Here is a 14,773-nt window from a genome sequence, read left to right as displayed (position 1 = left end):
CCGTCGTCGGTCCGGCCGTCAGCCGGTCTGGCCGTCGGTGTCCGCGGACGGCGGCACGCAGGCGGCCACCGGCTGGGTCGGCGTGTCGGTCAGGTCGACCTCGAACACCCGGACGCCGGGCTCCCGGTGGACCAGCCGCAGCGACGGCGAGGCGTCGATGCCGCGCAGCCCCGGCAGCCGGGTGAACCACTCCCGGATGAAGCCGTTGCCGAGGAAGACGTAGCGGATGTCGAGGTCCTCGATCGCCTCGCGGACCTCCGGGTCGGAGTCCAGGCAGTTGAAGTGCTCGATGAGCAGCTGCTGCGTCGGGCCCATCTTCGACACCAGCCGGGGCTCGACGATGTGCCCGAACAGCGGGCGCAGGCCGGTCACCGCCGACAGGTAGGCCGAGCCGTCGTTGGAGTCGTTCATCACGGTGCCGCCGGTCGAGTTCTCGGCCAGCCACTCCATGGCGTCGATCTCGTTGCCGTCGAGCATGTCGTCGCGCTGGTAGTTGAGGGCCACCCGCGAGCTGTTGAGCGGCGCGTAGAGCACGTCCGACAGCACCAGGAGCGCGAGCAGGCCCGTGACCACCAGCCCGCGGGCGAGGGCCGGCCCGCGCAGGCGCGCCACGCGCCCGCCCAGCCGGCGGCGCACCGCCAGCGCCAGCGTGCGGGCGGTCGTCCACAGCCCGTGCATCGCCAGCGGCGCCAGCCCGAGGGCGACGACGGCGGCGAAGCGCCAGCGGTCGTTCCACCAGGGACGGGTCAGGTCGGCGACCAGCTGCGAGTCCGACGAGGCCGCCATCACGAACAGCACGAACGCGGTGGCCGCGGCGGCCAGCCAGGCCCACATGTAGCGCGCGCGGTGCACGGTGAGCAGCCCGGCGACGACGAGTGCGGAGAGCCAGTACTGCGGCGCGGGCAGCTCGTGGTTGAGGAACAGCATGTCGCCGACGGCCTGCCCGGGGGACTCGATGGCCGGCCAGTCGACGTCGGCGCCCTCCGAGCTGGTGCTGATCGCGCCCAGGACCGCCGGGGCGGCGCACAGCAGGGCGGCCATGCCGCCGACCACCAGGACGACGAGGTCGCGCGGCACCGTCGACGGCGCGCGCCACCAGCGGACGGTCAGCCACACCAGCGCGAACAGTGCCGCCGACAGCGCGGTGCTCGGGTGCAGCCCCAGCAGACCCGCGGCGCCGAGGGTGAACAGCAGGGTCGGCGCGGGGCGGCGCAGGTCCAGGACGACGTCGAGCAGCAGGACGAACGCCGGGACGACGGCGACGCCGGCGGCGAAGGGCAGCAGCGGGCCGCGCCACAGCACGTCGTAGGGGAAGGAGGCGAAGCCGGCGAGCAGCACCGGCGTCCCGGCGGTGACCGCCAGCGGCGCGCGCAGCCGGTGCAGCAGGCCGGCCAGCCCCAGGCCCGCGACCAGGCACATGATCATGGCCTGGCTGTTGAGCACCTCGAACACCGTGCCGCCGGTCAGGTCGCGCACGACGGCGGCCATCCCGTGGAAGGTGTTCGGGTAGTAGTAGTTCGCCGTCTCCCAGTCGTTGACCCGGCCCAGCGCCGAGGGGGCGAGGTCGCCGGAGTCGGCGATCAGCCGCGTGGCGCTGGCGTGGAAGACGTAGTCCCAGTCCTGGTTGGGCGTGTCCAGCCGGCCGAAGCCGTCGCGCAGCACCACCGCGGCCAGGAGGCCGCCGGCGAGCACGCCGCCGGCGACGGTGAGGTCCCGCAGGCCCGGGCGCGCGGGCCGCTCGACCGCGAGCCGCCGCTGCCAGGGCAGCCCCCGCCCGGTCAGCAGCCGCAGCCCGACGACGACGGCGGCGACCAGCAGGGTGGCGACGGCGAGCGTCCACGGCTCCCACGGGAAGGACACGTAGGTGGCGGCGGTCGCCGACAGGGTCACCACGCCGTAGGTCAACAGCGGGGCCACGGCGACGGAGGTCCCGGGGCGCAGGCCGGCCAGCAGCGCGAGGACGAGCCCCGGGACGACGAGGACGAGGGCGCTGACCACCGGGACGAGGACGTCGTGCAGGGTCAAGGAAGGGGGTCCAGACTGTGCGGTCGGCCCGCTCGGGCCGGGAAGCGGTCGAGCGTCACCGTACGACAGCGCGGCGTCGTGACGGGGCGGTCCGCCACCTCATCCGGTGCTCCTGGAACGGGTGTCCCACCGGTCCCGGCCTCCCCAGCGCCGCCAGCCCGGCCCTGGCCGCGCAGGTAGCGTGGGTCGGCGTGGCACTCGCACAACCGGCCGGCCGGACATACGCCGCGGCAGTCGCCGACCTCCGGCGCGGCTGGGAGCAGCGGACCCTCTGGGGGCACCTGGGCTGGCAGGACATCCGCCAGCGCTACCGGCGCTCGGTCCTCGGCCCGGTCTGGATCACGATCAGCATGGCGGTCACCGCCGTCGCGCTCGGCATCCTCTACTCGGGGCTCTTCGACGTCCCGCTGGAGCGGCTGCTGCCGCACGTCCTCGTCGGCTTCATCGTCTGGGCCTTCATCAGCGGCTGCATCACCGAGGGCTCCGAGGTGTTCATCGCCAACGAGGGGCTGATCAAGCACCTGCCCGCGCCGCTGTCGGTGCACGTCTACCGCCTGGTGTGGCGGCAGACGCTGTTCTTCGCCCACAACCTGATCGTCTACCTGGTGATGCTGCTGGTCTTCCCGCAGCCGCTGAAGTGGACCGTGGTCTACGCGGTCCCGGCCTTCTTCCTGCTGGCCCTCAACGGCGCCTGGGTGGCTCTCGCCGTCGGCATCATCACCGCACGGTTCCGCGACATCCTGCCGATCACGCAGAGCGTGGTGCAGCTGGCGTTCTTCCTCACGCCGATCGTCTGGATCTACGACGAGCTGATCAACAGCCCGAACCCCGCGATCGCCGAGCGGGCCCGGCTGGCCGAGTTCAACCCCTTCCTGCACTTCCTGGAGATCATCCGCCGCCCGCTGCTGGGTCAGGACCAGCAGCTGCGGTACTGGGTGGTCGTCCTCGCCATCACGGTGGTCGGCTGGCTGTTCACGATGCTCGTGATGCGCCGCTACCGGTCCCGCGTCTCCTACTGGGTGTGAGCGTGAACGACGACAACACGGTGACCACGAGCGCCCCGGTCAGCATCACGACCAAGGACGCCTGCGTCGACTTCCCGATCTTCGACGCCAAGAGCCGCTCGTTGAAGAAGACCGTCATGGGTCTGGTCGGCGGCAACATCGACAGCGCCGCCAAGGTGCCGGTCATCGAGGCGCTGCGGGACATCACCGTCAGCCTCGAGCACGGGGCGCGCGTCGGCCTGGTCGGCCACAACGGGGCCGGCAAGTCCACGCTCCTGCGGCTGCTGTCGGGCATCTACGAGCCGACCCGCGGCATCGCCGAGGTCCGCGGCCGCGTCGCCCCGGTGTTCGACCTCGGCGTGGGCATGGACCCGGAGATCTCCGGTCTCGAGAACATCATGATCCGCGGCCTGTTCCTCGGGATGAGCCGCAAGCAGATGGACCAGCGGGTCGACGACATCGCCGACTTCACCGAGCTCGGCGACTTCCTCCGCATGCCGCTGCGCACCTACTCCACCGGCATGCGGGTGCGCCTGGCCCTCGGCGTGGTCACCAGCATCGACCCGGAGATCCTGCTGCTCGACGAGGGGATCGGGGCGGTCGACGCCGCGTTCCTCGAGAAGTCCAAGCAGCGGTTGGTCCAGCTCGTCGAGCGCTCCGGCCTGCTGGTGTTCGCCTCGCACTCCGACGAGTTCCTGCGCGAGCTGTGCGACACCGCGATCTGGATGGAACACGGGCAGATCAAGATGCAGGGCGAGCTCAACGAGGTGCTGCGCGCCTACAAGGGCCTGCCGGCGTGACCGCGCCGGCCGCACAGCCGGCCGCGGCGCCGGGCGCCGGGGCGGGGGAGTGCGTCGTCGCCGTCGTCGTGACCCGGCACCGCCGGGAGCTGCTCGCGCAGAGCCTGGCCGCGATCGCCACGCAGGACCGCCGCGTCGACCACGTCGTCGTCGTGGACAACGGGCCGGACCGCTCGGCCGCCGACGTCGTCGCGGCGAGCGGGCTGCCGGCCACCCACCTGCCCAGCCGGCGCAACCTCGGCGGGGCCGGCGGCTTCGCCTACGGCATGCTGCACGCCCTCGCGATGGGCGCGGACTGGGTCTGGTGCGCCGACGACGACGGCCGGCCCGCCGACGAGACGGTGCTGGCCACGCTGCTGGCCGCCGCGGAGCGGCACGGGCTGGCCGAGGTGAGCCCGCTGGTCACCGACCTCGCCGACCCCGACCGGCTGGCCTTCCCCCTGCGCCGCGGCCTGGCCTGGCGGCGCCGGCGCAGCGACTTCGACGGCCTGGACCTGCTGCCCGACTACGCCGCGCTGTTCAACGGGGCGCTGTTCCGCGCCGAGGCGCTCGACGTCGTCGGGGTCCCGGACTACCGGCTGTTCTTCCGCGGCGACGAGACCGAGATCCACCGCCGGATGCTGCGCGCGGGCCTGCGGTTCGGCACCTGCCCGCAGGCGGCCTACCTGCACCCCGAGGGGACGACGGAGTTCGCGCCCATCCTCGGCGGGCGGCTGTCGGCGCAGTACCCGGCCGACGAGGTCAAGCGGTACTTCACCTACCGCAACCGCGGCTACCTGATGGCCCAGCCGGGCATGCGCTGGCTGCGGCCGCTGGAGACCGTCCGCTTCGGCTGGTTCTTCCTGGTCTCCCGCCGCGACCGCGCCGGCTGGCGGGAGTGGCTGCGGCTGACCCGCGCCGGCCGGCGCGAGCGCCTCACCCGGCCCTGACCCGGCCCTGAACCGGCCATGACCCGGCAATGACCCGGCCCTGAACCGGCCATGACCCGGCCCTGAACCGGCGCCTGCCGGCCCTCACGCCGAACGGCCCGCCGCCCCCTCCTCGGGGACGGCGGGCCGTCGTCGTGCGACCTGGGGTCAGGCGCTGAAGACCTTCTCCCACGCCTGCGGGCTGGTCAGCTCCGGCAGCGCGTCGCGGTAGGCGCGGCGCAGAGCCGGGAAGCGGCGGTAGATCTGCCACTCCAGGGCCAGCGAACGCTTGAGCAGGCCCCAGAAGACCTTGGGGTCGCGCCGGCGGTAGGTGACGCCGCGGCCGTCGGCGGTGCCGACCGTGGCCGAGTCCAGCCGGGCCAGCAGGAACCAGCGGGCGTCCTGGGCGGCCACGTTGAGCTGCGGCTTCTCCTCGTGCCCCTTGGCGGGGAACAGGTTGTGCGCCAGGGCGCCGGCGAGGGTCCGGCTGATGGTCATCGGGTTCGTCGGCGGCTTGAGCATCTTCTCGGCCTTGACCGGGCTCATCGTGGGCAGCGGCAGGTCACTGGTGCTCTTGAGCACGCGCCCGTCGTCGAAGCCGCTCTGCTGCTTGCGGACCTCCGGCAGGGCCGTGGGCAGGAGCTCGTAGAGCCGCTCGGGGCCGGCGAGGAAGTCCTCGTAGGCCCGCTGGTGCAGCGCGGTCGCTGAGTACTGCAGCATGATCAGGTACTTCAGGTCCCACTTGAACAGGTCACGCAGCAGCGAGCCGCCGTGCCGGTAGGGGCTCTGCAGCGCGGCCACGATGAGCCGGTTGCGCCAGTGGAAGTAGGCCTGCCAGTCGGCGGTGTCGTCCTTGTCGCTCCAGGACAGGTGCCAGATCGCGACGCCGGGCAGCGTCACCGTCGGGTAGCCGGCCGAGGCGGCGCGCAGGCCGTACTCGGCGTCGTCCCACTTGATGAAGACCGGCAGCGGCAGGCCGATCTCCTCGGCCACCTGACGCGGGATGAGGCACATCCACCAGCCGTTGTAGTCGACGTCGATCCGCCGGTGCAGGGCCGTCGCCTCGCGCAGCGTGGTCCTGCTGAAGTCGTGCCCGTAGCTGGTGTTCGGGGCGTTGCGCCAGAAGAACTTCTCGCGCTCGACGACCTCGCCCATGCTGTGCAGCACCGAGCGGTCCTGCAGGGCCAGCATCTGCCCGCCGACCAGGGTCGGGTGGGTCGTGTACTGGGCGAAGGTGACCGCGCGCGCCACGCTGTCGGGCTCGATGAGGATGTCGTCGTCGAGGAAGACGTGGTGGGTGGCGTCGGTCGCCGTCAGCATCTCGTGCATCGTGCGGGCGAAGCCGCCGCTGCCGCCGAGGTTGCCCTGCTCGAGCACCCGCAGCCGGTCGCCGAGGGCCTCCGCCACGCCCGGGAAGCGGGGGGCGTCGACGACCTTCTTGTTGCCCTGGTCGGCCACGATCACGTGGCTGACCTTCTCCATGACGACGGGGTCGGAGGACAGCGCCTCGAGCGCGGCCACGCAGTCGACCGGCCGGTTGAAGGTGCAGATGCCGACCGACAGCCGGGCCTCGCGCAGCGGCGCGGTGGCGGCGTACCAGCCGGCGTTGCTCAGCGACACCGAGTCGTCGGCGGTGACGTCGAACCAGTACCAGCCGCCGTCGCTGAAGGGCGCGAGCTCGAGCTCGAACTCCAGCGGGCCGGTGGTGCCGTCGGTGGCGGCGCCGGTGACGTGCATGACGTCGCCGTTGGCCTTCGAGCGGTAGACGTCGATGCGGCAGCGGCCGTCGACCTCGACCCGCAGGATCACGTTCTCCAGCGCCGTCCAGCGCCGCCAGTAGCTGGCCGGGAAGGCGTTGAAGTAGGTGGCGAAGGACAGCTCGCGGCCGGCCTGCACGGTGGCCGTGCCACGGTCCGGGCAGGTGGCGCGCCCCGAAGTCTCGTCGAGGTAGAGGCTGCGCACCTTGAGCGGGTCGCCCTGGCGGGGCATCAGGCAGCGCTGCAGCAGCGTCGTCGCCCGGCCGGCGGCCAGCTCGCTGGAGACGGGCTCGCTGACCCGCTCCGGGGAGCTCGGGGTGTTCTCGATCGGGGTGGTGGTCACCGGGGAGTCCTCAGGGGTCGGGGCCGCGGGTCAGTCGTCGAGGCGGCCGTCGAGAGAGCCGCCCTCGTCGAAGAACGGTCGGATGCGGTTGTCGTACATGCTCAGGGCCGAACCGATGGCCATGTGCATGTCCAGGTACTTGTAGGTGCCCAGCCGGCCGCCGAAGAGCACACGCTTCTCGGCGGCCTCCTGCTTGGCGAGCTCGCGGTAGCGCTCGAGCTTCGCGCGGTCCTCGGGGGTGTTGATCGGGTAGTACGGCTCGTCGCCGGTCTCGGCGAAGCGCGAGTACTCCCGCACCACGACGGTCTTGTCGGCCGGGTACTCCCGCTCGGGGTGGAAGTGCCGGAACTCGTGGATCCGCGTGAAGGGGACGTCCTCGTCGGCGTAGTTCATGACCGAGGTGCCCTGGAAGTCGCCGATCGGCAGGACCTCGGTCTCGAAGTCCAGCGTGCGCCAGCCGAGCTCGCCGGCCTCGTAGTCGAAGTACTTGTCGATCGGGCCGGTGAAGACGGTCGGCACGTCGGCGGGCAGCTCGTCGCGGACGTCGAACCAGTCCGTCGACAGACGCACCTCGATGTTCGGGTGGTCGGCCATCTTCTGCAGCCACGCGGTGTAGCCGCCGACCGGCAGGCCCTCGTACGTGTCGTTGAAGTACCGGTTGTCGAACGTGTAGCGCACGGGGAGCCGGGCGATGACCGCGGCGGGCAGCTCCGTGGGGTCGGTCTGCCACTGCTTCTTGGTGTATCCGCGGATGAAGGCCTCGTAGAGGGGCCGGCCGATCAGCGAGATCGCCTTCTCCTCGAGGTTCGCCGCCTCGGCGGTGTCGATCTCGCCCGCCTGCTCGGCGACCAGGGCCCGGGCCTCGGAGGGGGAGAAGCTCTTGTCGAAGTACTGGCAGATCGTGGCCAGGTTGATCGGCAGGGAGTACGTCTTGTCCCGGTAGATCGAGTACACCTTGTGCTGGTACTTGGTGAACTCGGTGAACTGGTTGACGTACTGCCACACCCGCTCGTTGGACGTGTGGAACAGGTGGGCGCCGTACCGGTGGATCTCGATGCCGGTCTCGGGCTCGGGCTCGGAGTAGGCGTTGCCACCGATGTGGTCGCGTCGGTCGAGGACGAGCACGCGCTTGTCCAGCTGGCCGGCCACCCGCTCGGCCACGGTCAGTCCGAAGAAGCCGGAGCCGACGACGACGAGGTCAGGTCTCGCTGAGGTCACGCCTGGCGACTGTACCGGCGGGGGCCCCGTCGCTCAGGCCGCCGGCGGGGTGCGCCACGGCTTTTCGTGACGGGACCGTCCCCCACGTCCCACCGGTCACACCCGGCCCGTCAGACCCCCGGCGCCGCGCGCCGGTCTCCGGCAGGCCTTCTACAGTCGCCCCGTGCCCGGCTCCCCTGACGTCCTCCCGCTGCGCGTCGTGGCGGTGACGTACTCGCCCGGGGAGGCGCTCGAGGGCTTCGTCACCTCGCTGGCCGAGGCGACGACCCGGCCGGTCGACGTCGTGCTCGCCGACAACGGCTCCACCGACGGCGTCCCCGAGCAGGTCACCGCGCGCCACCCGCAGGTGCGGCTGCTGCGCACCGGGGGCAACGTCGGCTACGGCGCCGCCGTCAACGCCGGCCTCGCCGGGGCCCCGGGCCGGTACGCCCTCGTGGCCAACCCCGACGTCCGCTTCGAGCCCGGCGCGGTCGACGAGCTGCTCGCCGTCGCCGCCCGGTGGCCGCGCGCCGCCACCGTCGGCCCGGCCATCCGGACCCCCGAGGGCGAGCTCTACCCCTCGGCGCGCGACCTGCCGCGGCTGTCCACCGGCGCCGGGCACGCGCTGCTGGGCTGGGCCTGGCCGGGCAACCCGTGGACGGCGCGCTACCGCCGGGAGCGCGAGGCGCCGCGGGAGCGCACCGCCGGCTGGCTGTCGGGTTCCTGCTTCCTGGTCGACCTCGAGGCGTTCTCCGCCGTCGGCGGCTTCGACCCGGGCTACTTCATGTACTTCGAGGACGTCGACCTCGCCGAGCGGCTGGGCCGCGCCGGCTACCTGCACGTGTACGCGCCGACCGCGGTCGTCGTGCACGAGGGCGGGCACGCCACCCGACGGGAGCCGCACCGGATGCAACGGGTGCACCACACCAGCGCACTGCGCTACCTCTCCGGCCAGTACCCCGGCCGGCGGCAAGTCCCGCTGCGGACGGCGCTGCGCGCCGGACTCGGCGCCCGGATGCTCGTCTCCTACGTCAGCGGGCGGGTGGCCGCCGGGGCCCGCTTCCAGCGCCGCGCCGAGGGCGTCGGGCGCGCCGGCCGGGGGGTGCGGGCATGAGGCACGCGGTGGTGATGGCCGGCGGGTCGGGCACGCGGCTGTGGCCGCTGTCGCGCGCCGCCCGGCCCAAGCAGCTGCTCGACGTCATCCAGGACCCCTCCGACGGGACGGGCGGCGCGCACAGCCTGCTGGCCGAGGCGTTCACCCGGCTGGAGGCGGTGCTCCCCGCCGAGCGGATCTGGGTGTGCACCGCCGCGCGCTACGGCGCCCAGGTGCAGGCCGCCCTGCCGCGGCTGCGCCCCGACCGGCTGGTGCTCGAGCCGGTCGCCCGCGACACCGCCAACGCCGTCGGGCTGGCCGCCGCCCTCGTGGCCGAGGCCGACCCCGAGGCCGAGCTCGCCGTCGTCAGCGCCGACCACGTCATCCGGCCGGTCGAGCGGTTCGCCGCCGCGCTGACCACGGCCTTCGACGCCCTGGCCGCGCGGCCGCGGGCGCTGGTCACCCTGGGCATCCGGCCCACCGCCCCGGCCACCGGCTTCGGCTACGTGCGCCGCGGCGCGCCGACCGAGGTGCCCGGCGTGGCCGAGGCCGCCGCGTTCAAGGAGAAGCCCGACAGCGCCACCGCCGAGTCCTACCTGGCCTCGGGTGAGTACCTGTGGAACTCGGGGATGTTCGTGTGGCGGGCCCGCACCGTGCTCGACGCGCTCGCCGACCACCTGCCCGCGACGGCCCAGGGCCTCGACCGCGTCGTGGCCGCTCCCGCCGGGCCGGAGCGCGACGCCGTCCTCGTCGAGGTGTTCCCCACGCTGCCGAAGACCAGCGTCGACTACGCCGTCCTGGAGCCCGCGGCCACCGAACCGGGCCGGGTGCTGGTGGCCGACCTCGACGTCGACTGGCTCGACGTCGGCTCGTGGCCGGCGCTGGCGCAGACGCTGGCCACCGCCGACGGCAACGCGGTCGGCGGGCTGGCGGTGACCCTCGACAGTGCGGGCAACATCGTCTTCAGCGACGACCCGGAGCACCTGGTGGCCCTGGTCGGCGTCCGGGACAGCGTCGTGGTGGCCACCGCCGACGTGACGATGGTCTGCCCGGTGTCCGACGCCGAGCGGGTCAAGCAGCTGCTGGCCGCCGTCGAGGAACGGCACGGCGCGCGGTTCAGCTGACCGTCGCCGGGGTCGCCCGAGCGCGCTCCCGGCGCGTGTGACCCTTCCGTCACACCCGACCCGCCGCGTCCCCGCCGGACGGCCGAGGGCCGTTACCGTGGCCGGGGCCGCCTGTTCCGGTGGCCCCCGACCGCCGACGGCGGACGCACCCTCCACGGAGATCGCCAGTGCTCTCGCTCCGCGCGCCCGAAGCGCCCGCCCTCCCCCGGGAGCGGACCTTCCTGCCCGAGGTCCAGGCGCTGCGTGCCCTCGCCGTCCTGCTGGTGGTCGTCTACCACCTGTGGCCGAACCGGCTGACCGGCGGCTACGTCGGGGTCGACGTCTTCTTCGTCATCTCCGGCTTCCTCATCACCTCGCACCTGCGGCGCGAGGTGGAGCGGACCGGGACGCTGTCGCTGCGGGCCTTCTACGCCCGGCGCGCGCGGCGGCTGCTGCCCGCGGCCCTGCTGGTGCTGCTGGTCACCGCCCTGGCCTCCGGCCTGCTGCTGCCGGTCAGCCGCTGGGCCGCCACCGCCGGCGACGTCCTGGCCAGCACCTTCTATGCCCAGAACTGGGCGCTGGCCGGGCGCGCGGTCGACTACTCCGCCTCCCAGGACGCGGCCTCGGTCGTCCAGCACTACTGGTCGCTGTCGGTGGAGGAGCAGTTCTACGCCGTCTGGCCGCTCCTCGTGCTGTTCCTGGTCTGGCTCGCCGGGCGCACCCGGCCGGGCCGCTCCCTGCTGCTGCCCGGCATCGCGGTCGTCACGGTCGCATCCCTGGCCTGGTCGGTGTACTGGACGGCCACCGAGCCCGCGGCCGCCTACTTCCAGACACCGACCCGCGTCTGGGAGCTCGGGGTCGGTGCGGTCCTGGCCCTGGCGCTGACCGGCAGGCGCCTGGCCACCTGGCTGCGCGCCGGCACGGCCGCGCCGCTGGTGCTGCGCTGGGCCGGGTTCGCCGCGATCACCGTGGCGGCCGTGACCCTCTCCAGCAGCTCCCCCTTCCCGGGCTACCTGGCGCTGCTGCCCGTGCTGGGCACCGCGGCCGTCATCGCCGCCGGCGACACCGGCCCGCGCGACCCCTCGTCGCGGCTGGTCTCCTTCGCCCCCACGCAGTTCGTCGGCGACGTCTCCTACGCCGTCTACCTCTGGCACTGGCCGCTCATCGTGCTCGCGCCGTTCGCCCTCGCCCGGCCGCTGACCACCGTCGACAAGATCGCCGTTCTCGCCGCCTCCCTGGTGCTCGCCTGGCTCACCCGCCGGCTCGTCGAGCAGCCGGCCCTGCAGTGGCGCCGCCTGCGCCGGCCGCTGGTCGTCGGCGTGTCGACCGTCGCGGCGATGGCGCTGGTCGCCGGTGTCGCCGGCTGGCAGTACCACCGGGTCGCGATGGCGGAGGCGGACGCGCGCGACGCCCTGGCCGCCGCGCAGGACGACCCGTGCTTCGGCGCCGGCTCCCTGGCGCCCGGGGCGACCGGCTGCGGCGACGTCTACGGGCCGCCCGCGTCGCTCACGCTCACCGACGACGACCAGCCGTGGTTCATCGACCCGGCCTGCCGCCTGACCGAGGGCGGGCGGAGCGACACCGACCTCGACGTGACCACCTGCCGCTTCGGCAGCGAGCCGCCGACCCGGCGGGTCGCGCTGGTCGGCGACTCGCACGCGGAGCACTGGCGCGGCGCGGTGCACGAGGTCGCCCGCCGGCAGAACTGGGAGCTCGTCGAGATCCTGCGCGGCGCCTGCCCGGTCACCGAGGCCCGCGTGCTCGCCTTCCAGGGCGCGGACACCGACACCGACGGCTGCGCCCGCTGGGGTGGCGAGGTCACCGACTGGCTCACCTCGCACGACGTGGACGCCGTCGTCACGTCCTCCTTCACCACCGCGTTCACCTTCGACGGCGCCGACTCGCTCGAGGCGGGTGTGCAGGGCTTCCAGGCCACCTGGTCGACCTGGCTCGAGGCCGGCCTGGAGGTCGACGTGCTCCGCGACGTGCCGACGACCGGGCTCCCGCACGTGCCCGAGTGCCTGCAGGCCCACCCCGGCGACCCGCTGGCCTGCTCGCGGCCACGCGCCGACGCCGTGGTCCCCGACGCGGCCACGCTCGCGGTGGAGCGGACCCCTGCACCGGGGCTGCACCTGGTCGACCTGACCGACCTGTTCTGCGACGAGACGACCTGTTACACGGCGATCGGCGGGGCGGTCGTGTACTGGGACGCCAACCACCTGACCGCCCAGTACAGCCGCAGCCTGGCGCCCTTCCTGCTCGAGGAGCTCGTGTGACCGCCATCAGCACCGAGGAGTCGCCGACCGCGACGCCGTCGACGGGGGAGGCCGCCGCGACCGTGGTCCGGCCGGCCGCCCGTACCGGGCTAGCATCCCGGGCGATGGCTGCAGCGCACGGCGACCGTGGACAGCTGGGGCTCCAGCCGCAGCTGCACCTGGCGACCTCCGACCAGCGCGACGGGCGCGCACCCGGGCCGTGGGACGACACGGTCGTGGTGGTGCGCGTCTACAACGAGGCCACCGTCGTCCGCAGCGTCATCGAGGAGCTCGTGCAGGCGGGCCTGTCGGTCATCGCCGTCGACGACGCCAGCACCGACGCCTCGGCGCGCGAGATCGACGCCGCCGGCGCGCTGCGGGTCAGCCACCCGGTCAACCTGGGCGCCGGCGGTGCGCTGCAGACCGGCTACGAGGCCGCGCTGCGCTTCACCGACGCGCGCTACATCGGCTGCTTCGACGCCGACGGCCAGCACCAGCTGTCGGACCTGCTGTCGATGATCGAGCGCATCCGCGAGGGCTACGACGTCGTCATGGGCTCGCGGTTCCTCGACTCGCGGACGCACATGAGCCCGCTGCGCCGGTTCATCCTGCGGGTGGCGACCCGGGTGATGAACCGCAGGTCCGGCCACCGGCTCACCGACGCGCACAACGGCCTGCGGCTGATCACCCGCGACGTCGCCGCGAGGATCCGCCTCTCGCACACCGGCATGGCCTACGCCTCGGAGCTCGAGGAGCAGCTGACCAGCCCCGACCTGCGGGTCGTCGAGCACCCGGTGCACATCCTCTACACCGACTACTCACGGGCGAAGGGCCAGCCGCTGCTCAACAGCGTCAACATCCTGGCCGACACGATCGCCCACCGGATCAGCCACGGAGGTCGGTCGTGATCATCAAGTTCCTGCTCGTCCCGGCCCTGATCATCGCCGTCTGGGCCTCGCTGCGCTCGCGCGCCTCGCTGCGCGGCCAGGCCCGCCGCAAGCTGCTCGCCGGGCTGACCGTCGTCGCCGGCGTGCTGGCGGTGATCTTCCCGGACTACACCCAGTACGCCGCTGACGCCGTCGGCGTCACCCGCGGCACCGACCTGCTGCTCTACGGGCTGGCGCTGGTCCTCATCTACCTGGTCGGCAGCACCAGTGTCCGGTTCCGCGAGCAGGAGTCCCGCCTGGTGCGACTGTCCCGGCAGGTGGCGCTCGCCGAGGCCGAGGCCCGCATCGGGCTCGGGGTGACCCCGGACTTCCGGGGTCCGCGGCACCGGGGGGCCGACCAGCGGGGCACCGACCAGCGTGAGGCCCTCCAGCGTGAGGCCCTCCAGCGCGAGGCCGTCCTGCTGCCACCGGCCGGCGCGACCGTGGCGACCCCGCCCGACCAGCGGCAGGTCTCCCAGGGCTGAGCGCCCGGAGGCGTCTGCCGAGCGCGACGCCGGGCGTGGTGTGATGCCGCTCATGCAGAACTTCGACGTCGCAGCTGTCGTGTCCGGTGGGGCCTCGGGCCTCGGGGAGGCCACCACCCGCGCGCTGGCCGCGCGCGGTGCCGCGGTGACCGTCCTGGACCTCAACGAGGAGCGCGGCAAGGCGCTGGCCGCCGAGCTGGGCGGGCACACGACGTTCGTGCGCACTGACGTCACCGACGAGGACCAGGTGGCCGCCGCGGTCGCCGACGCCACCGGCAAGGACCGGCCGCTGCGGATCGCGGTCAACTGCGCCGGCATCGGGTGGGCGCAGCGCACCGTGGGCAAGGGCAACACCCCGCACGACCTGGACCCGTTCCTCCGCACCGTGATGGTCAACCTGGTCGGCACCTTCAACGTGCTGCGCCTGTCCGCCGCCGCGATGGCCGCCACCGAGCCGGAGGAGGACGGCGAGCGCGGCGTGGTGGTCAACACCGCCTCGATCGCCGCCTACGACGGCCAGATCGGCCAGGTCGCCTACAGCGCCTCCAAGGGCGGCATCGTCGGCATGACGCTGCCGGCCGCGCGCGACCTGTCCACCGTCGGCGTGCGGGTCTGCACGATCGCGCCGGGCCTCGTCGACACGCCGCTGCTGGGCGCGCTGCCCGAGGAGGCCCGCACCGCGCTGGCCGACGGCATCCCGTTCCCCAAGCGCCTGGGCCGCCCCGACGACTTCGCCCGGCTGGCGCTCGGCATCATCGAGCACGGCTATCTCAACGGCGAGGTCATCCGGATGGACGGCGCCCTGCGCATGGCGCCCCGCTGACCCGACCGCCTGCTGCCCCGACCGTCTCCCGACCTGACGGCTCCCTCTTCCCCG

Annotated in this window: 12 protein-coding genes; 9 read left to right on the top strand and 3 right to left on the bottom strand. The window is 73.4% G+C overall.

Features of this window, described 5'->3' with window-relative positions; translation table 11 throughout:
• Positions 1 to 18 precede the first annotated feature (18 nt).
• Positions 19 to 2,025 (bottom strand): DUF6541 family protein, encoded by a 2,007-nt coding sequence (locus BM414_RS03465; protein ID WP_093578047.1) that lies wholly within the window; start codon positions 2,023 to 2,025, stop codon positions 19 to 21.
• 191 nt (positions 2,026 to 2,216) lie between these two features.
• On the opposite strand from BM414_RS03465, the gene wzm reads away from it, so the two are divergent.
• Genes wzm through glfT1 form a run of 3 tightly spaced genes read left to right on the top strand, consistent with a single transcriptional unit; the run spans position 2,217 to position 4,758 of the window.
• Positions 2,217 to 3,050: a galactan export ABC transporter permease subunit Wzm/RfbD gene (gene wzm / locus BM414_RS03460; RefSeq protein WP_093578046.1), complete on the top strand. Its 834-nt coding sequence runs from the start codon at positions 2,217 to 2,219 to the stop codon at positions 3,048 to 3,050.
• A complete protein-coding gene (gene wzt, locus BM414_RS03455; RefSeq protein ID WP_245784457.1) occupies positions 3,047 to 3,829 on the top strand; it encodes a galactan export ABC transporter ATP-binding subunit Wzt/RfbE in 783 nt (260 codons plus the stop codon). Before wzm ends, wzt begins: the two co-directional genes overlap by 4 nt.
• Complete coding sequence (gene glfT1 / locus BM414_RS03450; protein ID WP_093578045.1) at positions 3,826 to 4,758, top strand: galactofuranosyltransferase GlfT1; 933 nt, start codon at positions 3,826 to 3,828, stop codon at positions 4,756 to 4,758. The genes wzt and glfT1 overlap by 4 nt, the downstream gene beginning before the upstream one ends.
• A 147-nt stretch (positions 4,759 to 4,905) precedes the next feature.
• Here glfT1 and BM414_RS03445 read toward each other — a convergent pair whose 3' ends face one another.
• Positions 4,906 to 6,837: a glycosyltransferase gene (locus tag BM414_RS03445; protein WP_245784456.1), complete on the bottom strand. Its 1,932-nt coding sequence runs from the start codon at positions 6,835 to 6,837 to the stop codon at positions 4,906 to 4,908.
• 30 nt (positions 6,838 to 6,867) lie between these two features.
• The gene (glf, locus tag BM414_RS03440) at positions 6,868 to 8,055 is read right to left on the bottom strand and encodes a UDP-galactopyranose mutase (RefSeq protein WP_093578044.1); all 1,188 of its coding nucleotides are present in this window, start codon (positions 8,053 to 8,055) and stop codon (positions 6,868 to 6,870) included.
• 163 nt (positions 8,056 to 8,218) lie between these two features.
• Here glf and BM414_RS03435 point away from each other — a divergent pair, with 163 nt between their 5' ends.
• The 6 genes from BM414_RS03435 (at position 8,219) to BM414_RS03410 (ending at position 14,719) form a co-directional block, all read left to right on the top strand.
• Positions 8,219 to 9,148, top strand: coding sequence for a glycosyltransferase family 2 protein (locus BM414_RS03435; RefSeq protein WP_093578043.1), 930 nt, complete (start codon positions 8,219 to 8,221; stop codon positions 9,146 to 9,148).
• Complete coding sequence (locus tag BM414_RS03430; protein WP_093578042.1) at positions 9,145 to 10,251, top strand: mannose-1-phosphate guanylyltransferase; 1,107 nt, start codon at positions 9,145 to 9,147, stop codon at positions 10,249 to 10,251. Before BM414_RS03435 ends, BM414_RS03430 begins: the two co-directional genes overlap by 4 nt.
• Before the next feature lie 167 nt (positions 10,252 to 10,418).
• Positions 10,419 to 12,506: an acyltransferase family protein gene (locus BM414_RS03425; RefSeq protein ID WP_175551405.1), complete on the top strand. Its 2,088-nt coding sequence runs from the start codon at positions 10,419 to 10,421 to the stop codon at positions 12,504 to 12,506.
• Positions 12,503 to 13,393, top strand: a complete 891-nt coding sequence (locus BM414_RS03420; RefSeq protein ID WP_217644530.1) for a glycosyltransferase family 2 protein — start codon at positions 12,503 to 12,505, stop codon at positions 13,391 to 13,393. The genes BM414_RS03425 and BM414_RS03420 overlap by 4 nt, the downstream gene beginning before the upstream one ends.
• Positions 13,390 to 13,896, top strand: a complete 507-nt coding sequence (locus BM414_RS03415) for a DUF2304 domain-containing protein (protein ID WP_093578040.1) — start codon at positions 13,390 to 13,392, stop codon at positions 13,894 to 13,896. The genes BM414_RS03420 and BM414_RS03415 overlap by 4 nt, the downstream gene beginning before the upstream one ends.
• A 52-nt stretch (positions 13,897 to 13,948) precedes the next feature.
• Positions 13,949 to 14,719, top strand: a complete 771-nt coding sequence (locus BM414_RS03410; protein ID WP_093578350.1) for an SDR family NAD(P)-dependent oxidoreductase — start codon at positions 13,949 to 13,951, stop codon at positions 14,717 to 14,719.
• Positions 14,720 to 14,773 lie beyond the last annotated feature (54 nt).

The organism is Geodermatophilus amargosae (genome assembly GCF_900116515.1).
Lineage (GTDB): Bacteria > Actinomycetota > Actinomycetes > Mycobacteriales > Geodermatophilaceae > Geodermatophilus > Geodermatophilus amargosae.
The sequence above is the reverse complement of the archived record's forward strand: the minus strand, read 5'-3'. Positions and strand labels throughout refer to the sequence as shown.

What these genes read in the sequence shown, in the direction of transcription:
- BM414_RS03430 (WP_093578042.1), top strand. Translation starts at nt 9,145, where the DNA reads ATGAGGCACGCGGTGGTGATGGCCGGCGGGTCGGGCACGCGGCTGTGG.
- BM414_RS03410 (WP_093578350.1), top strand. Translation starts at nt 13,949, where the DNA reads ATGCAGAACTTCGACGTCGCAGCTGTCGTGTCCGGTGGGGCCTCGGGC.